Here is a 23,918-nt window from a genome sequence, read left to right on the forward strand (position 1 = left end):
CGTCGGGTGCGTCGGGTGGTCGGAGGGTCGGGAATCAGGCGGGCTCGGCCGCGGCCCGGGCCGCCGCCAGGACGCGGAGCGTGTGCTCGACGGCCCGGCCGATGGCCGCCGCCGGGGCGGGTCGCATCATCTGTTGGTGGGTGCAGTCCACGTCGTACGTGTCGATGGCCCGGCCGACGTGCGGCTCCCAGCTCTTGAGCTTGAGGGCGCGCTCGTCCCGCGTGCCCCTGTCGCCGCCCCCGGTCGCCACGAAGAGCGTCATGGGGCAACCGTCGAAGCGGCCGGGGGTGAAGCTCCGGAACAGCTCCAGGTTGTTGCGCATGACGCGCAACAGGCGCTCCAGGGTGACCTGCTCGAACGCGGCGAGCGGGCCGCCGGAACGGGCGAGGTGCGCGGCGACGCCCTGCGGGGTGAGCCGGTCGAACGCCGCCGGGTCGACGCCGGCCTCCGTCAGGAAATCGGCGAGGAACTCCTCGTCGCTCGGTGAGGCGCCGTGCGCGTCGTCGGGATAGGCGTCCAGGTTCGCCAGGTAGGCCACTTCCTCGCCCACCGCCCGCAGTCGTACGGCCATCTCGTGGGCGACGACGCCGCCGTAGGACCAGCCGAGCAGGTGGTACGGGCCGGTCGGCTGGATGGCCCTGATCCGGGCCAGGTAGTCGTCGGCGACCTCCCCGATGTGCTCGGGCAGCGGGCCCGGGTCGGCGATGCCGCGCGCCTGGAGGCCGTAGACGGGCTGCTCCGGGTCCAGGTGTTCGGCGAGCGCGGTGAACGGGATGGCGAAGCCCAGGCCGCCGTGTACGCAGAACAGCGGCGGCCTGCCGCCGGTCGGGCGGATCGGCAACACGGGCCCCAGCGGGTCGCCGGACTCGCCCTCGGTGACCGCGCTCGCGGCCAGGGCCTCGACGGTGCGATGCTCGAAGACCGCGCCGAGGCTGATCCGCAGCCCGAGGCGGGCGGCGCCGTCGACCAGCCTGATCACCTTCAGACTGTCCCCGCCCAGTGCGAAGAACCCGTCGTTCGGACCCACGTCGTCGACACCGAGCACCTCCTCGATCGCCGCGCACAACAACCTTTCCCGCTCGGTGCGGGGCCGCTGCGGCGCGCGGTCGGCGCCGGCCCGGGGTCGGTCGGGGGTGGGCAGGGACTTGACGTCGAGCTTTCCGTTGGCGTTCAGCGGCAGCGCGGACAGCGGGAGATAGTTGTCCGGCACCATGTAGCCGGGCAAAAAGCGCGCCAAGTGCCGTTGCAGTTCCTCCGGTTCCGGGTTCGGGCAACCGGGGGCCGGCACCACGTAGGCGACCAGGCGACGCTGGCCCGTGCGTTCGGCGGGGGCCAGCACGGCGGCTCGCGCGATCGCCTGATGAGCAGTCAAATGACGCTCGATCTCGCCGAGTTCGACGCGGTAGCCGCGGATCTTCACCTGCTGGTCGGCGCGGCCGACGTAGTCGATCCGGTCGTGCCGGTCCCAGCGCACCAGGTCGCCCGTCCGGTACATCCGCTCGCCCGGCGCCCCGAACGGGCAGGCCACGAAGCGCTCGGCGGTCGTACCGGGCCGGTTGAGGTACCCGCGGGCGAGGCCCTCGCCCGCCAGGTACAGCTCGCCGACCACACCGCGCGGCACCAGTCCCAGCGTCTCGTCCAGGACGTAGGCGCGGGTGTCCCCGATCGGCAGCCCGATGGGGACGGTGGCCCCGCCGCCGACCAGGGCGGTGTTCTGGCAGGTGGCGAACGTGGTGGCCTCCGTCGGGCCGTACACGTTGAAGACGACGGTGTCCGGCAGCGCGGCCCGCAACCGCTCGATGTGGTCCGGGGACAGCGCCTCGCCGCCGGTGAACAGGGCCCGCACGGCGGCCATGGCGCGGGGCCGGGTGTCGGCGAGGGTGTTGACGAGTTGGGTGGTGAGGAAGGCGATCGTCACCCCCGTCCGGCCGACGAACGCCTCCAAGGTCTCGGGGTCGGCGGGCCCCGGCGGGCAGATCGCCAGCCGCGCGCCGTGGGTGAGCGGCGCCCACATCTCGAAGGTGGACGCGTCGAAGGCGACCGCCGCGAAGCACATGAAGGTGTCGTCCGGGGTCGGCGCCAACTCCGGCAGCCCCCGGACCAGACGCACGGCGGCCCGGTGCGAGACGGCGACGCCCTTGGGCTTTCCGGTGGAGCCGGAGGTGTATATGACGTAGAGCAGGTCGTCGGGTTCGACGACCGCGGCGGGCCCCGGGGAGGCGGGCAGCGCGGCCGACGCGGCGACGGTGTCGGGGGCGTCGAGGAGCACCACCTCGACCCCGGCACGCTCGGCGCCCGGGGCGGCCCGGCTCGCCAGGGACTCCTGGGTCAGCAGCAGGCGGGCACCGCTGTCGGTCAGCATGTCGTGGACCCGCTCGGCGGGGTACGACGGGTCCAGGGGCAGATAGGCCGCGCCCGTCCGGGCGATCGCCAGCACCGTGATCACGGTGGCCGGTCCGCGCTCCAGGAGCAGGGCGACCACGTCGCCTCGGCGGGTGCCGCGGGCGGTCAGCAGGTGGGCCAGACGGTTCGCCGCCGCGTCCAGTTCGGCGTACGTGACCCGGACCAACCGCTCCGGGGCACCCGGCTCGGCGTGGATCAGGGCCACGGCGTCCGGCGCGGCCGCGACCCGGGCCGCCACCAGCTCAGTGACCGTGGTGTGCGGGGTGCCGATGCGGTGGGTGCCGAGGGCGAGCAGTTCGGCGTGCTCCCGGGGGTCGACGATGTCCAGGCGGGACAACGGCCGACCGGGCTCGGCCAGCGCGGCGGCCAAAAGCCGCAGGTAGGCGTCGGTGACGCGGCGGGCCGTCGCGGGCTCGAAGAGGTCGGCGGCGTACTCGACGGCCAACGACAACCCCGGCCCGGCCGCGTCCCCCGCCTCCTCGGTGAGCTGGAAGAGCAGGTCCCACTTGGCGGTCTCCCCCGGCACGGGCTCCCGCGTCACCGAGGCCCCGGTGTCGGCGTCCGCGAGGGTCTTCGCGTCCGGGCCCGGTGCCGCCTGCTGGAAGCCGAGCATCACCTGGACCAGCGGGTGCCGCGACATCGACCGCTCGGGGTTGAGCACCTCCACCAGCTTCTCGAAGGGCACGTCCTGGTGCCGATAGGCGGCCAGGTCGCACTCCTTGACCCGCTCGACCAACTCCCGCAGGCTCGGGTCGCCCGAGGTGTCGGTGCGCAGCACCAGCGTGTTCACGAACATCCCGACCATGTCGTCGAGGCGCTCGTCGGTGCGGCCCGCCACGGGACTGCCGAGCGCGATGTCGGTGCCCGCGCCCAACCGGGTGAGCAGCGCCGCGAGCCCGGCGTGCAGCACCATGAACACGCTGACGCCCCACTCGGCCGCGAGCCGGTACAGGTCGTCGCCGAGCGTCCGCGGCACCGCGGTGCGGACGTGGCCGCCGCGAAAGCCCGCCCGGGCGCCGCGCGCGAAGTCGAAAGGCAGCGCCGGCTCCTCCGGGAGACCGGCCAACGCCTGTGTCCAGTACGCGAGTTGGCGAGCCAGTTCGCTGCGCGGATCGTCCGCGTCGCCGAGCAGTTCCCGCTGCCACAGGGCGTAGTCCGCGTACTGCACCGGCAACGGCGGCAGTTCGGGCGCACGGCCGGTGCGCCGGGCCTGGTAGCACTCGGTCAGGTCACGGGTGAGCGGGGCGAGGGACCACCAGTCGGCCGCGATGTGGTGCACCACCAGCAGCAGTACGTGCTCTTCGGGGCCGAGCGCGAACAGGGTGGCCCGCACCGGGATCCGGGTCTCCAGGTCGAAGCCGCGCGCCGCCTCGGCGGCGAGCGCGGCGGGCAGGCGATCCTCGGTCGTCTCGCTCACCGGCATCGGAACGAGGGCGTCGGCCGCCGCGAGCACCCGCTGTTCGGCCGGGCCCGCACCGTCGGCCCCGGCCGTGGCGCGCGCCGGGAAGACGGTGCGCAGCGCCTCGTGGCGTGCGACGACGTCCCGCAGCGCCCCCTGGAGCGCGGGCACGTCCAGGGGTCCCGAGAGCCGGACCGCCAGCGGAATGTTGTAGAGCCCGTCGGGCGCGCCGAGGCGTTCGATGAACCACAGCCGCTGCTGCGCGTACGAAAGCGGCAGGGACGCCGGACGCGGGCCCGCGACGAGCGGGGCCCTGCCGCGCTCCGCACCGGGCAACCGCTGGGCGAGGCGCGCCGGCGTCGAGGCCTCGAACAGGTCCCGGATCCGCAGTTCGGCGCCGAGTTCGGCGCGGACCCGGTTGACGATGCGCGTCGCCAGCAGCGAGTGGCCGCCGAGCGCGAAGAAGTCGTCCTCCACGCCGACGCGTTCGAGCCCGAGCACCTCGGCGAAGACGCCGCAGAGCAGTTCCTCCTCGCGGGTGCGCGGGGCGCTCGCCGACGTGGCGTACTCGGGTGCGGGCAGCGCCCGGCGGTCCAGCTTGCCGTTGGCGGTCAGCGGCAGCGCGGCCAGCCGCACCACGGCCGCCGGGACCATGTAGTCGGGCAGCCGCTCCCCGACGAACGCCCGCAGTTCCGCGCCCGGTTCGGCCGCCGCCGGGCCGTCGCCCGCGTCGTCGCGCAGCACCACGTACGCGACCAGGCGCTGGTCGCCCGGCCGGTCCTCGCGGGCGACCACGGCCGCCTCGGCGACGCGCGGGTGCCGGCCGAGCACGGTGGCGATCTCGCCCGGCTCGATCCGGAATCCGCGCAGTTGCACCTGCTCGTCGGCGCGCCCCAGGTATTCGAGGGTGCCGTCGGATCGCCATCGGCCCAGGTCGCCGCTTCGGTACATGCGGGCGCCCGCGGGCTCGAACGGGCAGGCCACGAAGCGCGCCGCCGTCAGGTCGGGGCGCCCCAGATATCCGCGCGCGAGGCCGGGACCGGCGACGTACAGCTCGCCGGGCACGCCCGCCGGTACGGGCTGGAGGGCGCCGTCGAGCACGTACACCCGCAGGTCCGCGATGCCGCGCCCGATCACGCTGCCGCCGGTGCCGGCCGCCGTCGCGGCAGTCAACTCCTGGTAGCTGACGTGCACCGTCGTCTCGGTGATCCCGTACATGTTGACCAGAAGCGGCAGGTCGGGGGCGTGCCGGGCGTACCAGTCGGCGAGCTTGCCGACGTCGAGCGCCTCCCCGCCGAACACCACGCGCCGCAGCGCGAGTTCGCGTGGACGCTCGGAGTCGGCGCGGATCAGCTGATAGAACGCGGACGGCGTCTGGTTGAGGACGGTGACCCTCTCCGCGGCGAGCAGGTCCAAAAACGCGCCGGGGGAACGCGAGACGTCGTACGGCACGACGACCAGGCGCCCGCCGCGCAACAGCGCGCCCCACAGCTCCCACACCGTGAAGTCGAAGGCGATGGAGTGGAAGAGGGTCCACACGTCGTCGGGCCCGAACTCGAACCGGTCGTCGGTGGAGTCCAGCAGTCGCACCACGTTGTGGTGCGGTACCACCACGCCCTTGGGACGGCCGGTGGAACCGGACGTGTAGATGACGTACGCCGGGTACTCCGGATCCGCGTCGACACCCGGCTCCGTGTCCGGGCAGGCGGCGAGCGCGGCCGCGGTCTCCTCGGCCCCGAGGTCGACGCGCTCCACGGCAGGCGCCTCGGGCAACTCCGGCAGTCCCGCGTCGGCGCACGTCAGCAGGAGCGCGGGCCGCGCGTCGCGCAGCACGTAGGTGATCCGGTCCGCCGGGTGGCCCGGTTCCAGGGGCAGGTAGGCCGCACCGGCCTTGAGAACGGCGAGGACCGCGACGATCAGCTCCGCACCGCGCGGGAGCGCCAGGGCCACGAACGTCTCCGGCCCCGCGCCCCGCGCCGCGATGAGGTGGGCGAGCCGGTTCGCGCGGGCATCCAACTCCCGGTAGGTGAGGGTGCCGCCGGGCCCCTCCGTCCCGGGCGCGGTGATCGCGACGGCGTCGGGGGTGCGTGCGGCCTGCGCGGCGAACAGCGCCGGGATGGTGGTACGGCGCGCGGGCTCGCGAGGAGCGGCCGACGCGCCGCTCCACTCGGTGAGAAGGCGCGCCCGCTCGGCGGGGTCCGGCGCGCCGAGGCGGGCGAGGAGCGTGTCCGGCTCGTCCGCGACCTCCTCGAGGATGCGGACGAACCGGTCGAGGACACGTGTCGCGTCGGCCCGGGCCGTCGCCTCGCCGTGCGCAGGCGTCGAGTCCTTGTAGGCGAGTCGCAGATCGAGGCGCTCGCCGGGGAACACCGTCAGGCTCAGCGGGTAGTGGGTGGCCGCGTGCATCTCGGCCGTGCTCACCTCACCGCCGAACTCGCGGCGCAGGGTCTCCCCGTCCAGCGGATAGTTCTGGAACGCGAGCACGGTGTCGAAGAGTTCGCCCTGGATGCCGGAGGCCGCCTGCGCCTCGGCGAGCGGCACGTGCTCGTGCGGCATCATCTCGACCTGCTGCCGGGCCAGCGCCCGGAACAGATCGCTCGCCCTCAGGTCCGGGCGCAGGTCGGCCCGCACGGGCAGGGTGTTGGCGAAGAGCCCGATCATCGACTCGACGTCCGGCACCTCGGCGGGCCGGCCGGAGGTCACGACGCCGAAGACGACGTCCTGGCGACCGGTGAGCCGGCCGACCAGCAGCGCCCAGCAGCCCTGCACCACGCTGTTGAGGGTCAGGCCCTGCCCGCGTGCCCACCCGGCGAGCGCCGCCGTGCTCTCCGGTGACAGGACGTGCTCGACGAGCGAGGGCGGTTCGAGTGCCCGGCCCGCTTCGGGAAGCACCCGCACGGGCCCCTCCAGGCCGGCGAGCAGCTCGGCCCAGGCCGCCCGCGCCGCGTCCCGGTCGCGGTCGTTCAGCCAGGTCAGGAAGGACCGGTACGGTGCGGGCGCGGACAGCGCCGCGCGCTCGCCCCGCGCGCCGAGGAGCAACAACTCGTGGACGGCGAGGGGGAAGGACCAGCCGTCCATGAGGATGTGGTGCACCGACCACAGCAGCCGGTGGCGCCGCTCACCGAGTCGGATCAGCGTGAACCGCATCAGCGGCGGACGCGCCAGGTCGAACCGGCGCAGCCGGTCCTCGTGCGCGAGCCGCCGCGCCGCGGCCTCCCGCGCCGCCTCGGGCAGCCCCGTCAGGTCCCGGAAGTGCCAGTCCGGCTCGACCTCACTCTCCTTGAGCACGATCTGCACGGGTTCGCCGCTTTTGCGATTACGAAAGCAGGCTCTGAGGTTCGAGTGTCGGCTCAGCAGCGTCGCCGAGGCCGCGCGCAGTCGGGCGGCGAGCCGGGGCCCGTCGTCCGTGTCCCGGTCGTCGACGTCCGCGACGAACTGGAGCGTGTAGAGGTCGGGTGCCGCCGGGTCGTACGAGGACAGGAACAGCAGCCCCTGTTGCAGCGGTGAGAGCGGCAGTACTTCGCTGATCTTCGACCCGGCTCCGGGAGCGGTCGTCACGACAATTCCTCATTCAACTCGAATTCGAGATCGGCCAGTTCCTCGTCGGAGAGGGAAATCAGGCTGCCCTCGGGCTCGACGGCGGCGCGTTCGGGACCGTCCTGCTCGTGTGCGGCGGCGATCTGTGCGAGGGCGGCGGCCGTCTTGTGGGTGAAGATGTCGCGGGTGGTGAGGGCGAGGCCGGCTTTGCGGGCGCGGCTGACGAGTTGGATCGAGCGGATGCTGTCGCCGCCCAGGGTGAAGAAGTCGTCGTCGATGCCGACGTGGGCCAGGCCCAGGACCTCGCCGAAGATGCCGCACAGCAGCCGCTCGTTCTCGTTGCGCGGGCCACGCGCGGTGTCCCGGTCGGCCGCCGTGGGCGAGGGCAACGCCTTGCGGTCGAGCTTGCCGTTCGAGGTGAGCGGCATCGCGTCCAGGACCACCCAGGAGGCGGGGATCATGTACGCGGGCAACAGTTCCACGAGTTCCCCGCGCACTATCGCGGCGTCCACGCCGGACCCGGTGAGATAACCCACCAGACGGGGATTGCCCGAGGCGTCGGGCAGCACCGCGACGGCAGCGTCGGCGACCGTGTCCAGGGAGCGGATGACGGCCTCGATCTCACCGGTCTCCACACGCCGCCCGCGGATCTTGATCTGGTGATCGCGGCGCTCGATGAACTCCAGCTGCCCGTCGACGCGTTGCACGACCCGGTCACCGGTGCGGTACATCCGGGCACCGGCACCCGCGAAGGGATCGACGACGAACGTGGCCGCGGTACGGCCGGGATCGTGCAGGTACCCGCGGCCCACACCGGCCCCGCCCACATACAACTCGCCCGGAACACCGACGGGTACCGGCCGCAGCTCGTCACCCAGCACATACAGGCGGGTATTCCGCACGGCCGTACCGATCGGCACCCGCGACCCGAGGACGTCGGAGGCGGTGATCACGGCATGCGTCACATCGTCCGAGCACTCCGTGGGCCCGTACGCGTTCATCAGCGGGATCTTCGGGTGCCGAGCGTGCCAGCGGCGGCACAGATCGACCGGCAGCGCCTCCCCCGTGGTCATCAGCCAACGCAGATCCGGTAGTTCCGGAGCGGCATCCTCGACATCCCACGCGTCCAGGGCCGCCCGCAGCAGGGAGGGAACGACCTCCAGGACGGCGACGCGTTCGTCGCGGGCCAGGGCGAACAGGGCGGTGGGGTCGGCCGCCATGTCGGTGCCGCACACCCGGACCCGACCACCGACGACCAACGGCGCGAACATCTGCCACACCGACACGTCGAACGTCAGCGGCGCGTTCTGCACGACCGTCTCACCGGCCGCCAGGTCCAGATCGGCGACCTTGGCCCACAGATGGTTGAGCATGCCCGACCGCTGCACCATCGCCCCCTTGGGACGACCGGTGGACCCCGACGTGAACATCACATACGCCAGATCCGACCCACCCCCGACGCAAACCGGCAGCTCGCCGGGAATCGGCGCGCCCTCCAGGTCGACGACCGTGACGGGGACGGTGGTCGTCGAGGCGGCAAGCTCGGCCGCCGCTGTCTCGTATCCCGCGCCCACGAGCAGATGACCGGCGCCGCTGTCCCCGAGCAGGGACGTGTTGCGGGCTGCGGGCGCCTCCGGATCGAGCGGCAGATACGCGCCACCCGCCCCCAGCACACCCAACACACCCACCACGAAAGGCACCCCGGGATCGGCGAACATCGCCACCACCGAACCCGCCGACACCCCCGCCCGAGCCAGCCGGACGGACAGTCCACCGGCCGCGGCGACCAGCTCCCCATAGGTGAGCGATGTGGTGCCGTCCGACACGGCGCTCTCGTCGGGGATGCGGGCGGCCACCGCCCGTACCCGCTCGACGACGCCGAGGCTCTCCTCGGGGATCGACGGATCCCATGTGCCGAGCAGCCCGCCCAGCTCACCGGTCGTACCGGGGCCGGCCGCGGTCGCCGGAGCGGTCACGTCGATGTGGGCGAGCGGCAGGTCGGGCCGCTCCGCGACCGTGCGCAGCAGGTGCCGGAAGATCACCGCGGTCCGCTCGACGTCGTCCCGGGTGAACCGGTCCGGCGCGTAGTCCAGGCGCAGCGTCAGGGCGTCGCCGGGGAAGACCACCATGCTCAGCGGATGGTGGCGGGCGTCCCTGGCCTCGGCGCGCACCACGCGCGGGCCGTCGGCGCCGGTGTCGAGGCCGTTCTCGTCCAGCGGGAAGTTCTCGAAGAGCACCACGGTGTCGAAGACTTCACCGGAGAGCCCGGCGGCCTTGTGGATCTCGGCGAGGCCGAGGTGTTCGTGCGGGAGCAGCGCGGTCTGCTGATCCTGGAGGGCGTGCAGCAGTTCGGTGAGGGTGGCGCCGGGATGCAGCCGGGCGCGTACCGGCACGGTGGTGAGGAACATGCCGATCATCGACTCGACGTCCGCGACCTCGGCGGGGCGGCCGGAGGTGACGGCGCCGAAGACGACGTCCTGGCGACCGGTGAGCCGCCCGAGCAGCAGCGCCCAGCAGCCCTGCACCACGATGTTGAGGGTCAGCCCCTGTGCGCGCGCCCACCCGGACAGGGCGGCCGTCAGCTCGCGGGGCACCTCGGCCTGTACCGAGTCGGGCAACATCGGGGCGTGGTCGCGATCGCCCGGGACGAGCAGGGTGGGTTCGGCCACGTCGGCGAGCACCGCGTGCCAGGCGGCCTTGGCCGCCTCCCGGTCCTGCGCGGTCAGCCAGGCGAGATAGGAGCGGTACGGGGCCGGGTCGGCCGACAGCGCGACGTCCGCGCCGGTCGCGCACAGCGTGAACAACTCCCGTACGAGCAGCGGCATCGACCAGCCGTCGACCAGGATGTGGTGGCTGGTCCAGATGAAGCGGTGCCGGTCCTCGCCGTGGGTGACCAGCGTGAAGCGCAACAGCGGCGGCGTCGCGAGGTCGAAGCGACGGGCCCGCTCGACGTCGGCGATCCGGTCCAGTTCGGCGGCCCTCGCGGACTCCGGAAGATCCGTCAGGTCGATTTCCCGCCAGGGCAGTTCGGCGTGCCTCGGGATGAGCTGTACGGGTGCGCCGGTGGCGCGGGCCCGGAACGAGGCCCGTAGATTCGGATGCCGATCGAGCAGCGCCTGGCCCGCGGCACGCAGCATGGCGGGGTCGAGGTAACCCTCGATGTCCGCGACGATCTGCAGGGTGTAGACGTCCACCGCGTCCGCGTCCGCGTCCGCGTCGTCCTCGACCTCGGTCGCGCCCGCGGTGTCGTAGTCGGCGTGGAAGAGCATGCCCTGTTGCAGCGGGGTGAGCGGCAGGACGTCCACGAGGACCGTGCCGGTCCGCGCGAACTCGGCCTCGTACTCCTCGATCTCGTCCTGCGCCGGCTCCACCAGCGGCAGGTCGGACGGGGTGAGGCCGCCCGCACCCGGCGCGCCGGCGTGCCGGGCGAGCAGTTCCAGGGCACGGAACCAGGTCTGCGCGATGTCCTGGGCGTCCTCCTCGGCCACGGTGCGGCCCGCCCAGGCCCAGTTGGCGATCAGGTGCGGTCCGTCGTGACGGTCCTCGGTCGCCGGGGTGACGTCGAGCAGGTGCGGCAGCGGCATACCCGGGTGCGCGCCGGTGCCGACGACGCCATTGCCGGCCACGGGTTCCCACAACCGGGTGTCCCGCGCGTCGAAGCGCCCCATGTAGTTGAAGCCGATCTGCGGCCGGTTCAGGCCGGCGAGGGCGCGGGCGGCGTGCGGGTTGAGGTAGCGCAGCAGGCCGTAGCCGACGCCGCGGTCGGGCAGCGCGCGCAGCTGTTCCTTGATCCGCTTGAGGGCCGTGGACAGGGCGGGGCCGCCCGTCCACACCTCGTCCCAGTCGAGCGTGCCGGGGTCGAGGCGCACCGGGAAGGCGCTGGTGAACCAGCCGACGGTGCGGGACAGGTCGAGGTCGTCGCCGAGCTGCTCGCGGCCGTGGCCCTCCAACTCGATGAGGGTCTGCGCGTACTGGGCGTGGCCGTGCCGCCGGCGCCAGTCGGCGACGGCGAGCGCGAGGCCGGTCAGCAGGACGTCGTTGACCTCCGCGTGGAAGGCCGCCGGGACGTCGGTGAGCAGTGGCCCGGTGACGTCGGGGCCCAGTTCGAGGCGGAGGGTGCGCCGGGTGCCGTACACATCCGTCGCGGGGTTCAGCCGGTGGGTGCCGACCAGCGGGTCGGGTCCGGCCAGGATGCCCTGCCACAGGGCGAGTTCGGGCCCACGCACCTGAGTGCGGGCCTGCTCGGCGAGCAGTTTCGACCAGCTGCGGTACGAGGTGCCGACGGCGTCGAGGGCCGGGGCGCGGCCGGCGGTGAGCGCCTCGTAGGCGGCCGCCAGGTCGGGCAGCAGGATGCGCCACGAGACGCCGTCGATGACGAGGTGGTGGGCGCAGAGCACCAGCCAGGCGGTGTCGGCGTCGGCTCCCGCGCCGATCAGCACCGCCTGAACCATGACGGCGCCGGCGGGGTCGAGCCGGGCGCGGGCCGCGGCCGCCTGCCGCTCGGTGTACCCGAGGACGTCTTCGGCGTCCGCCCCCGCCTCGAGGCCCTGAACGGCGATGACCAGGCGCTCGCCGGAAAGCGCCCCGGGCGCCAGGACCTCCGTGTGCCAGAGCCCCGGTGCCGGTTCGGTGGCCCGGGTGCGCAGCGCGTCGTGGTGGTCCACCAAGGCGTGCAGGGCCGCGTCGAGCCGGTCGGCGTCGAGTGCGGCGGGAACGCGCACCACCACGTGCTGGCTGTACTTGACGACCGGCCCGGTGAGACTGCCGCTGTCGTCGTGCAACTGGGCCATGATCGGCGTGAGTTCGTACGGGCCGCTGCCCTCGTCGTCCGCACCCGCGCCGGCGCTGCTCGCGGCGTCGGCGTCGATCCTGCCCGCCGCCTGTGCGAGGGCGGCGGCCGTCTTGTGGGTGAAGATGTCGCGGGTGGTGAGGGCGAGGCCGGCTTTGCGGGCGCGGCTGACGAGTTGGATCGAGCGGATGCTGTCGCCGCCCAGGGTGAAGAAGTCGTCGTCGATGCCGACGTGGGCCAGGCCCAGGACCTCGCCGAAGATGCCGCACAGCAGCCGCTCGTTCTCGTTGCGCGGGCCACGCGCGGTGTCCCGGTCGGCCGCCGTGGGCGAGGGCAACGCCTTGCGGTCGAGCTTGCCGTTCGAGGTGAGCGGCATCGCGTCCAGGACCACCCAGGAGGCGGGGATCATGTACGCGGGCAGGAGCTGGGCCAGCTCGGCGCGTATCCTGCCGGCGTCCACGCCGGGCCCGGTCAGGTAGCCGACCAGGCGGGGGTTCCCGGACGCGTCGGGCAGCACCGCGACGGCGGCGTCGGCGACCGTGTCCAGGGAGCGGATGACGGCCTCGATCTCACCGGTCTCCACACGCCGCCCGCGGATCTTGATCTGGTGATCGCGGCGCTCGATGAACTCCAGCTGCCCGTCGGCGCGTTGCACGACCCGGTCGCCAGTGCGGTACATCCGGGCACCGGCACCCGCGAAGGGATCGACGACGAACGTGGCCGCGGTACGGCCGGGATCGTGCAGGTACCCGCGGCCCACACCGGCGCCGCCGACGTACAACTCGCCCGGAACACCGGCGGGTACCGGCCGCAGCTCGTCACCCAGCACGTACAGGCGGGTGTTCCGCACGGCCGTGCCGATCGGCACCCGTAGGTCGAGGTTGTCGGAAGCGGTGATCACGGCGTGGGTGACGTCGTCGGAGCACTCGGTGGGCCCGTACGCGTTCATCAGCGGGATCTTCGGGTGCCGAGCGTGCCAGCGGCGGCACAGATCGACCGGCAGCGCCTCCCCCGTGGTCATCAGCCAACGCAGATCGGGCAGTTCGGGGGCGATGCCCTCGATGTCCCAGGCGTCCAGCGCCGCGCGCAACAGCGAGGGCACGACCTCCAGGACCGCGACCCGCTCGTCGCGAACCAGGGCGAACAGCGCGGTGGGGTCGGCCGCCATGTCGGTGCCGCACACCCGGACCCGACCACCGACGACCAACGGCGCGAACATCTGCCACACCGACACGTCGAACGTCAGCGGCGCGTTCTGCACGACCGTCTCACCGGCCGCCAGGTCCAGATCGGCGACCTTGGCCCACAGATGGTTGAGCATCCCGGAACGCTGCACCATGGCGCCCTTGGGGCGACCGGTGGACCCCGACGTGAACATCACATACGCCAGATCCGACCCACCCCCGACGCAAGCCGGCAGCTCGCGGCAGGCAGGCGTGTCCGCCAGGCCCACGACCGTGACCGGGGCGGTGGTGACCGGACGGGCGAGTTCGCCGGCCGATGCCTCGTATCCCGCGCCCACCAGCAGGTGACCGGCGCCGCTGTCCCGCAGCAGCGCGCCGTTGCGGGCGGTCGGCGCGGCCGGATCGAGCGGCAGATACGCGCCACCCGCCCCCAGCACACCCAACACACCCACCACGAACGGCACCCCGGGATCGGCGAACATCGCCACCACCGAACCCGCCGACACCCCCGCCTGAGCCAGCCGGACGGAGACGCCCGCGACGCGCGTAACCAGCTCGCGATAGGTGACGCTCTCGGCGCCGTCGGACACGGCCACGGCATCGGGCGTCCGCGTCGCCACGGCACGTATTCGTTCGACGAGCCCTTCGTCCGCCTGCCCTTCGGCGGCGGGATCCCACTCGCCGAGCAGACCGAGCAGCTCACCGGTCGCGCCCAGGCCGACCCGGCCGAGCGGCTGGTCGGCCGGCATGGCGGCGAGCGCGGCCAGGAAGGCCTCGAAGCGGGCGAGATGGGTGGCGAGTTCGGCGGAGCCGTACAGCTCGGGGTTGCCGTCGAGGTGGATCTCCATCGTGCCGTCGGCCGTGTTCAGGACCGTCATGATGAGGTCCTTGACGATGCCGGTGGACAGGTTGACCACCAAACCGCGGCAGTCGTCGGAGAAGGCCAGCTCCGGGTCCTGGTTGAGCACGTTGATGAACGGCCCGAAGGCGCGCTGGTCGTCGGTGCGCAGGCCGATGTCGCGGCGGATGCGGTCGCCGCGGTAGCGCTGGTGTTTGAGCGCGCTCGCCACCTCCACCCAGGCCCGGCGCAGCAGCTGGGCACGGGTCATCTCCGGGCTCACCCGCACGGCGAGCGGCAGGTAGTTGGCGAGCATGCCGGGGATCTGCCGGCTGATGGCGCCGACCCGGCCGGTGACCGGCAGGGTGAGCAGCGGCCCGGCGATACCGGTGACCCGCTGGGTGTAGGCGGCCATCGCGGCGACCATCAGGACGGGCATGGTGACCTTGCCGTCCTGGGCGAGGGCGCGCAGCGCGTCGGTGGCCTCGGGGGAGAGGCGGGAGGTGTGGCGCAACGCACCGCGGCCGGGGGCGGGCTCCTCCCCGGAGAGGGAGACCAGCTCGGGCGCCGGCCCGTGCGCACCGGAGGTGAGGCGCTGCGTCCAGTAGGTACGGTCCCGCTCGACCAGCGGCGAGTCGCGGTATTCGCGCTCGGCGTCCAGGAGGAGGTGGAAGGCCGGGATCGCGCCGGGGTCCGCCGCCGAATCGGCGATGCCCGCGGCGAGCCGGGTGTACAGCTCGGCGAGCCTCGGGTAGAGGAGCACGCGGCTGTAGCCGTCGATGAGAATGTGGTGCATGCACAGGTAGAGCAGGTGGTGCTCGGGCTCCAGCTTGATCAGCGCGCCGCGGTACAGCGGGAAGTCGGTGACCTTCAGGGGCTCGGCGTGGTCGGCGCGCATCCACCGCTCGGCGGCGGCCAACGGCTCGGCTTTTTCGCTGAAATCGAGGATCTTGAGCGGGAGTTGGGCGAGTGGACGGATGATCTGCCCAGGTACGCCGTCCTCTTCGAGGAACTGCGCGCGTACTCCCTCGGCCTCGTCGGCGAGGCGGTGCATCGCCTGAACGAGCAACTCCACGTCGAGTGGCCCGCGCAGTTCGATGTAGTCCGCCATGTTGTAGGCCAACGGCCCGGTGGCGAACCGCTCGTCGAACCAGATCTCGGCCTGCGCCGCGGTGAGCGGAAGGACAGTACCCCGATTGTTTGCCATCGCTTTGCTCTCCGTCATCCTCAGCTCAGCCTCGAATCGACTCTCGATCCTTTGGTACCGCTCGGTCCGCGGTCAGCCGGAAATCGTTTCGAGTCCGGCGGTGAATTCGGACCCGATATCCGCGTATTCGACGCCTGCCGTGAGACCTTCCGGGCCGATCGAATCGCGCACCCAATCGTCGCGGTAGACGGTCTCCATGTAGCGCTCGCCCAGGTCGGGCGAGATGGTCACGGCGGTCACCTGGTCGGGTGCGCCGACGGTGCCGTTGCCGTAGTGCTCGTCGAGCCAGTGGAGCGCCCCGCTCACGGCGGTTCCGGTGGAGCCGCCGAAGAGGAACCCGTGGCGCATCAACTCGCGGCAGGTGCGGACGGTGTCCGCCTCCTCGACATGGATCGCGGCGTCCACCAACGACTCGTCCAGGAGCGGCGGGCGCACGCTGGTGCCGAGGCCCGGGATGTGCCGGGTGGCCGCGGGGCGCCCGAAGGTGACGGAGCCGACGCTGTCGACGGCGATCACGCGCACCGACGGGCGCCGCTCACGGAAGTAGCGCGCGCAGCCCATCAGGGTGCCGGTGGTGCCGGCGCCGATGAACAGCACGTTCAGGTCGGGGAACTGGCGGGCGATGGCCGGCGCGGTGGTCCGGTAGTGGGCCATCCAGTTGCCCGGGCTCAGGTACTGGTTGAGCCAGACCTTCTTGTCGTCGGCGGCGAGCAGCGCCTTCACGTGCCGGATCCGCGCGCCGAGGAAGCCCTCGGTCTCGTGCGGTTCGGTGACGACGTGGACCTCGGCGCCGAAGGACTCCATGGTGCGCCGGGTCACCTCGTTGCACCGGGAGTCGGTCACGCACAGGAACCTGAAGCCCCTGTTCGCGGCGAGCACGCTCAGGGCGACGCCCATGTTCCCGGACGAGGACTCCACCAGGGTCGAGCCGGGGCCGAGCACTCCTGCGGCCTCCGCCTGCGCGACGATCTCACGGGCCGCCTTCAGCTTGATGGATCCGGCGAAGTTGAATCCCTCGACCTTCAGAAAGAGACGACGCCCGAAGAGCGGCTGTAAATTCACGAAGAGGTCGCTGACCTCGAATTCATGCGACGCGGAAATAACCGGCACTGGCGACTCCTGGCCCTCGGCAACCAATTAGCCTGGACGGCCAGCCTCTCGCCGCGCGCTGACGAGGTGCTGACGAACTGCTGACGAGGGCGGCGTCACGAGCGCCCCGCCCACCTCGCAAGATGCGTCAGCGGCCCGTCAGTTATCGGTCACTTGAGTGTCAGCGTGATCGGCCTATGTTTGTCATTCCGCCTGTCCAGCTCTTCCGCGAGGAGTCCGGTTTGAATCGGCCGTCCGCGATCAGCGAAGTCCTCTCGCTCTCGCCGCTGCAACAGGGACTGCTCTTTCTTTCGGAGTACGACCGCGAGGGAACGGATGTCTACACCATCCAGCTGGTGCTCGATTTCCGGGAAACGACCGACGCCGACACCGCCGCGCTGCGCGCCGCGGCGACCGCGCTGCTGGAGCGGCACTCGAATTTGAGGGCGTGCTTCCGGCACCGCAAGAACGGCGAGGCGATCCAGATGATCCCCAAGTCGGTGGCGCTGCCGTGGCACGAGGTGGAGGTCCGAGCCGGGAGCGGGCGGGCCGCGTCGGTGGAGGCCGAGTTCGACCGGGTGGCCGAGGAGGACCGGCTGCGCCGCTTCGACCTGGCCCGGCCGCCGCTGCACCGGTTCACCCTGATCCGGGCGCACGACGGACGTTGCCGCCTGGTGTGGACGGTGCACCACATCCTGGTGGACGGCTGGTCGATGGTCTCGCTGATCGGCGAACTGAGCGCGCTGGTCGAGGAGTCGAAGTCGGGGTCCGCCCAACCCTCGCCGACGGGGGCCGCCTCGGCCTCCTACCACGCGTACCTGGCCTGGCTCGGCGGGCAGGACAAGCCGGCCGCCCGGCAGGCCTGGGCGCGGGCCCTGGCCGGTGTCACCGAGCCGACGCGGCTCGTCCCGGTGGGCCACACCCACACCGAGGGCCGGGGCGCGCTGCCCGAGTCGGTTCCGCTCGACCTCTCCCCCGAAGTCTCCGCCGACCTGGTCCGGTTCGCCCGCTCGCGCGGCCTGACCGTCAACGTGGTGGTGCAGGGCTGCTGGGCGCTGCTCCTGTCGAGGTCGACCGGCCAGGACACGGTGTTGTTCGGCGCCGTGACGTCGGGCAGGCCGGCCCAGATCCCCGATGTCGAGCACATGGTGGGCCTGTTCGCCAATACGCTGCCGGTCCGCGTCGACGTCGACCCCTCCCGTACCCCGGCCGAGTTGTTCGCCGCGGTGCAGCGGGCCCAGGCCGACCTTCTGCCGCACGAGCACCTGCCTTTGGCGGAGGTTCAGCAGCTCACCTCCGTGCGCGGTGAACTCTTCGACACGGCACTGATGTTCCAGAACTATCCGATGGGGCCGATGCCGCACACCGCGGCCGCCGGCTCCCTGGTGACCGGCGTCGACATCCGCTCCGCCACCCACTACCCGATCACCCTCACGGTCTTTCCGGGCAGCCCGCTCGGCCTCGCGGTCAATCATCGGCCCGGGGCGGTCACGCGCGCCGAGGCCCACCGGATCGGGCGGCGCTTCGCGCGGCTCCTGGAGTCCGCCGTCGCCCGGCCCGACGTGCCCTGCGGCCGACTCGACATCCTGGACCGGGCGGAGCGGGCGCGCATCGTCGACGGGCGCAACGACACCGGGGTACCGCTGCCCGGCCACTGGCTGGCGCCGCTCCTGGACGCCCGAGCCGAGCACACCCCGCACGCACCCGCCGTCAGCTGCGGCGACGAACGGCTCGACTATCACGAACTACTGGACAGAGCCGACGAGTTGGCTCGTGCGCTGCGTGCGGCGGGCGCGGGCCCGGAGCGCACGGTGGCCATCGCGCTCGACCGCTCCTGCGCCCTTGTCGTGGCCGCCCTGGCCGTGCTCAAGTCCGGCGCGGCCTACCTGCCGCTCGACCCCGACTACCCCGCCGACCGGTTGCGCTACATGCTGGCGGACGCCGCACCCGTGGTCACCCTCACCGACCGACGGGTGCGCGAACTCCTCAAGGGCGACGACGAGACGAGCACGGGGCAGTGGTGGGCTCTCGACGAACCGGGGTCCGTACCCACCGTGCCCGTCGTCCCCGGGGAGGACCCTGCTCCGACCCCGCACGCCGACCATCCGGCGTACGTGATCTACACCTCGGGCTCGACCGGCCGCCCCAAGGGCGTCGTCGTGCCGCACGGCGCGCTGACCAACCTGGTCCACGACATGGTCGAGCGCTTCGCGGTCACCGCCCGGGACCGGTTCCTCGCGGTCACCACCTTCGGCTTCGACATCGCCAACCTCGAGCTGTTCGTACCGCTCGCGGCCGGCGCCGAACTGCTCGTGGCCGCCCGCGAGACCGTGCGCGACCCGGCCGTCCTGGCCGCCGCCGTCACCGACCTCGGCGCCACCCTGATGCAGGCCACCCCCAGCCTGTGGGAGTCCCTCGCCGCCGACCACGCCCCCCGGCTGGCGGGTCTGCGGGCCCTGGTGGGCGGCGAGGCGCTGCCCGAGCCGCTGGCGCGCACGCTCACCGCGCACTGCGCGTCCGTGACCAACGTGTACGGCCCGACGGAGACGACGATCTGGTCGACGGCCGCGCCCCTCACGACGGACACCGCGACCGAGCCCGGCCCGCCCCCCATCGGCGGCCCCCTCGCCAACACGCGCGTGTACGTGCTCGACGGCGCCCTGCGCCCGGTGCCCGACGGCACCTTCGGCGAGTTGTACATCGCCGGATCCGGGCTCGCCCGCGGCTACCTCAACCGGCCGGGCCTGACCGCGGAGCGGTTCGTCGCCGACCCGTTCGCGCCGCGCGGCGCGCGCATGTACCGCACCGGGGACGTGGTCCGCTGGGACGGCACCGGCAGTGTCCTGGAGTACTCGGGGCGCAGCGACCATCAGGTCAAGATCCGCGGCCACCGCGTCGAACTCGGCGAGATCGAGTCCGTGCTCGCCGCGCAACCCGGTGTCCGGCAGGCCGCCGTCACGGCCGCCGCCGACCGGGCGGGGCACACCCGCCTGGTCGCCTATGTCGTACCGGCGGGGACCGATACCGACCGGCTGCGGGAGCGGGTCGCTTCGGTGCTGCCCACGCACATGGTCCCCGCCGTGTACGTTCCCCTGGACGCGCTGCCGCTGACCCCGAACGGCAAGACCGATCGCAAGGCCCTGCCCGCGCCGCCCGACGAGCGGGCGGGCACCGGACGGGCGCCCGCGGGCGAGCGCGAGGAACTGCTGTGCGCGGTCTTCGCGGAGGCGCTCGGACTCGAACGTGTCGGCGCCGACGACGACTTCTTCGCCCTGGGTGGCCACTCGCTGTCCGCGACCACGGTCACCAACCGGCTGCGCGCGGCCCTGGGTGTGGACGTCCCGGTGCGGTCCCTGTTCGACGCCCGCACGGCCGAGGCGTTGGCCCGCACCCTGTCCCCGGCCCTCGCCGGTGTCGACCCCGGGCCGGCCTCCGACGACGCGCGCTCCGCGACGGTGTCCCGTACCCGACGCCCCGTGCTGCGCTCCGTGCCGGGTCGCCCTTCGTCGGTGCTCCTGTCCTACGCCCAGGAGCGCCTGTGGTTCCTGGACAAGATGGACGGCCCTTCGGGCGCGTACAACATCCCGCTGGCCGTGCGCCTCACCGGCCCGCTCGACGCCGGGGCGCTGACGGCCGCCGTACGTGACGTGGTGGCCCGACACGAGAGCCTGCGCACCGTGTTCGCCGAGGCCGACGGGCTGCCCTCGCAGTTGATCCTGTCCCCCGACGAGGCGGACCGGGCGGGTGCGCGGCTGGTCCGGGTCACCCTGCCGGGCTCGGCGCCGGCCGGCCCGACCGCGGAGACGGAAGCCGCGCTCGCCGACGCGCTCGCCGCCGAGGCCGTCCACCCCTTCGAGCTGTCCGCCCAGGTGCCCCTGCGGGTCCGGCTGTTCACGATCGGGCCCGACTGCCACGTGCTCGCGCTGACGGTGCATCACATCGCGGCCGACGGCTGGTCGCTCGGCCCGCTCACCCGCGATCTCGCCGACGCCTACGCGGCGCGGCTCGCGGGCGGCGCGCCGGGGTGGGAGCCGCTGCCCGCGCAGTACGCCGACTACGCCCTGTGGCAGCGGGAACTGCTCGGTGCCAAGACCGACGCGGACAGCCTGGTCGCCTCCGAACTGGCCCACTGGCGCCAGGCGTTGGCGGGCATCCCGGAGGAGCTGGACCTGCCCACCGACTTCCCGCGCCCGGCGCGGGCCGGTCACCGCGGCGCGGAGGTCGCGTGTACGGTGCCCGCCGACGTCCACGTGCGCCTCGCGGAACTGGCGCACCACAACGGCGCCAGCCTGTTCATGGCGGTGCAGGCCGGACTCGCCGCCCTGCTCACCCGGCTGGGCGCGGGCACCGACATCCCCCTGGGCAGCGCGGTCGCGGGGCGCAGCGACGACGCGCTCCGCGGCCTCGTCGGCTTCTTCGTCAATACGCTCGTGCTGCGCACCGACACCGGGGGTGATCCCACCTTCGGCGCCCTGCTCCAGCGCGTACGCGAGAGCGATCTGACCGCGTACGCGCACGCCGAGCTGCCCTTCGAGCATCTTGTCGAGGAGCTCAACCCGGTGCGCTCGATGGCCCGGCAGCCGCTCTTCCAGGTGATGCTGGCGTTCGACAACGCGGACCCGCTGCCCGGACTGTCGGGGATCTCGGCCGCGGTCGAGCCGGTCGGCACGGTGACGGCGAAATTCGACCTCTCCTTCCACGTGAGGGAGCAAACGACCGCGGACGGCGCGCCGAACGGCCTCGACCTTCGCCTGCACTACCGCGAGGACCTGTTCACCGAGGCGACGGCGGATCGCCTCGCGCGGGCCCTCGCCACCCTCCTCGGCTCCGCCGCACGCGCCCCCCACTCCCCCCTCGGCGCCCTCGACCTGCTCACCGCCGACGAGCGCCGCACGCTCCTGTCGGACCGGAGCGGACGCCTCGTCCCGCGGCCCCCGGTCACGCTGCCGGCCCTCTTCGAGGCGAACGCGGCCCAGGCTCCGGACCACCCGGCGCTGATCACCCCCGACGGCGTACCCGCCGGCCCCGGCTCCGTCCGGCTCACCTACGCGGAGCTGGACACCCGGGCGAACCGTCTCGCCCACCTCCTCCTGGCCCGCGGGATCGGCCCCGGGGACGTGGTCGCGCTGGCCCTGCCCAGATCCGCGCGGATGGTCGTCGCGCTGCTCGCCGTCCTCAAAACCGGCGCGGCCTATCTGCCCGTCGACCCCGCGTATCCCGCCGAGCGCATCGCGTACATGCTCCGGGACGCGGCGCCGGCCGGGGTGTTGACCGACGCGGCGGTCGCCGACCGGCTCCCCGACCTGCCCGGCGGCGCCGTCCCGCTCGTCCTGGACTCCCCCGCCGTCCTGGCCGAGTCGGCCGAGCGGCCCGGCACCGCCCCCACCGACGCCGACCGCACCCGGGCGCTGACGCCGCAGGACACCGCGTACGTCATCTACACCTCCGGTTCGACCGGTCGCCCCAAGGGCGTCGCCGTGCCGCACGCGGGGGCCGCCAACCTGGCCGCGAACCTGCGTTCGGACCTGGGCGCGGGGCCCGATACGCGGGTCCTGCAGTTCGCCTCGTTCAGCTTCGACGCCACCGTGTGGGAACTGTGCGCCTCGTTGTTCTCCGGCGGCGCCCTCGTCTTCGCCACCGACGACAGCCGGCTGTCCGGCGCACTGCTCGCCGACCTGATCGCGGAGCACGGCGTCAACCACACGATCCTGCCGCCCACCGTCGTCGCCGGCATCCCGGACGCCGCGGTGTTGCCCGAGGGCATGAGTCTGCTGGTCGGCGGCGAGGCCTGCCCGCCCGCCGTAAGCAATCGTTTCTGCCGGCACGTCGAACTGCGCAACGCCTATGGCCCGACCGAGGCTTCGGTCTGCGCCACCTGGAGCGACCCGCTGACTCCGGAGGGCCGGCCGCCGATCGGACGCCCCCTGGACAACTTCCGGGCGTACGTCCTGGACACCGGCCTGTCCCTGTCACCCATCGGCGTCACCGGCGAGCTGTACCTCGCCGGGGCCGGCCTCGCCCACGGGTACCTGGGCCGCGCCGCCACCACCGCCGAGCGTTTCGTCGCGGACCCGTTCGGGCCGGCCGGCACCCGCATGTACCGCACCGGCGACCTCGTGCGGTGGCGACCCGACGGCGCCCTGGACTACGTCGGCCGCTCCGACCACCAGGTCAAGCTGCGCGGCTTCCGCATCGAGTTGGGGGAGATCGAGGCCACCCTCGTGCGCCACCCGGTGATCACCCAGGCCGCCGTCGCCGTCGTGCCCACGCCCACCGGAGAACCCCAACTGGTCGGGTACGTCGTGCCCGTGCCCGGGGTCGCGGCCGTCGACGTGCCGGTGCTGCGCGCGTTCGCCGCCGAGACGCTGCCCGCGCACATGGTGCCCGTGTCCCTGGTCACGTTGCCCGCGCTGCCGTTGACGGCGAACGGCAAGCTCGACACCCGCGCCCTGGCGGCGGCCGGGACGGGCACCGCCGCCCCGGTCCCGGTGCGCGCGCCGGGCACGGCCGCCGAGCAGGTCGTCGCCGGGGTGTTCGGCGAGATCCTCGGCCTCGAACAGGTCGACGTCGACGGGGACTTCTTCGCACTGGGCGGCGACAGCCTGCGCTCGGTACAGGTGGTCAGCCGCGCCGCGAAGGCCGGGCTCACCCTCTCGCTGGCCGATGTCTTCACCCACAAGACCGTGGCGGCCCTGGCCGCGGCGGCCCGGCCCACCACCCCGCGAGCATCCGCCACACTCCCGGCCGCCATGACCACGCCCGTCCTGCCCATCCGACCGGCCGGCACCGCGGAACCCCTCTTCTGCGTGCACGGCGGGGTCGGCTTCGGGCTGCCGTACGCGGAGTTGGCCCCGCATATCGACGCGGCCCGGCCCGTGTACGCGCTGCAGTCCGACGGCATCGCGCCGCACGGGGACGACGCGGAGCCACCCCGGGACGTACCGGCGCTCGCGGCCACGTATCTGACGCGTGTCCGGCAGGTGCAACCACAGGGTCCCTACCACCTCCTGGGCTGGTCCTTCGGCGGTCTGGTCGCGCACGAGATGGCCGTCCAGCTCCAGGCCGCGGGGGAACGCGTCGCCTTCCTCGCGGCGTTGGACATCTACCCCGTGGCCCCGCACGACCCGAACCCCTCCGACGAAGAGGTCCGCGCCGCCTTCGTCGAACACCACGCCGCGGGGACCGCGATCACCGAGGAGGAGCTGCGCCGGCTGACCGCGATCATGCGCCGGCACATCGATCTGGCGAGGGTGTTCACGCCGGGCCGCTTCACCGGCGCGCTGACCCTGTTCGTCGCCACCGGCGAGCGGCGGGAGACTCCGGTCGCCGAACTCGTGGATCGCTGGCGCCCGCACCTGGACGGACCACTCACGGTGCACGAAGTGCCGTGCGACCACGAGCAGATGCTTTCCCCCGAGGCCGCCCGGCGGATCGGCACGGTCACCGACGCGGCCCTGAACCGGGCCTGACCG

Annotated in this window: 4 protein-coding genes; 1 reads left to right on the forward strand and 3 read right to left on the reverse strand. The window is 73.0% G+C overall.

What is annotated here, in order from left to right:
* Positions 1-34: 34 nt before the first annotated feature.
* The 3 genes from ACFRCG_RS23955 to sbnA all read right to left on the reverse strand — a co-directional run bounded on the left by ACFRCG_RS23955 (position 35) and on the right by sbnA (position 16,467).
* Positions 35-7,360 (reverse strand): amino acid adenylation domain-containing protein, encoded by a 7,326-nt coding sequence (locus tag ACFRCG_RS23955; RefSeq protein WP_380034533.1) that lies wholly within the window; start codon positions 7,358-7,360, stop codon positions 35-37.
* A complete protein-coding gene (locus tag ACFRCG_RS23960) occupies positions 7,357-15,357 on the reverse strand; it encodes an amino acid adenylation domain-containing protein (RefSeq protein WP_380034535.1) in 8,001 nt (2,666 codons plus the stop codon). Before ACFRCG_RS23960 ends, ACFRCG_RS23955 begins: the two co-directional genes overlap by 4 nt.
* 72 nt (positions 15,358-15,429) lie before the next feature.
* Positions 15,430-16,467: a 2,3-diaminopropionate biosynthesis protein SbnA gene (sbnA, locus tag ACFRCG_RS23965; protein WP_380034537.1), complete on the reverse strand. Its 1,038-nt coding sequence runs from the start codon at positions 16,465-16,467 to the stop codon at positions 15,430-15,432.
* A 221-nt stretch (positions 16,468-16,688) separates the two neighbouring features.
* On the opposite strand from sbnA, the gene ACFRCG_RS23970 reads away from it, so the two are divergent.
* Complete coding sequence (locus tag ACFRCG_RS23970) at positions 16,689-23,915, forward strand: amino acid adenylation domain-containing protein (protein ID WP_380034539.1); 7,227 nt, start codon at positions 16,689-16,691, stop codon at positions 23,913-23,915.
* Positions 23,916-23,918: the final 3 nt, after the last annotated feature.

Source organism: Embleya sp. NPDC056575 (genome assembly GCF_042793325.1).
In the GTDB taxonomy this organism is placed as follows: Bacteria; Actinomycetota; Actinomycetes; order Streptomycetales; family Streptomycetaceae; genus Embleya.

Coding starts and splice junctions, on each gene's coding strand:
- ACFRCG_RS23960 (WP_380034535.1), bottom strand. CDS start 15,357: ATGGCAAACAATCGGGGTACTGTCCTTCCGCTCACCGCGGCGCAGGCC.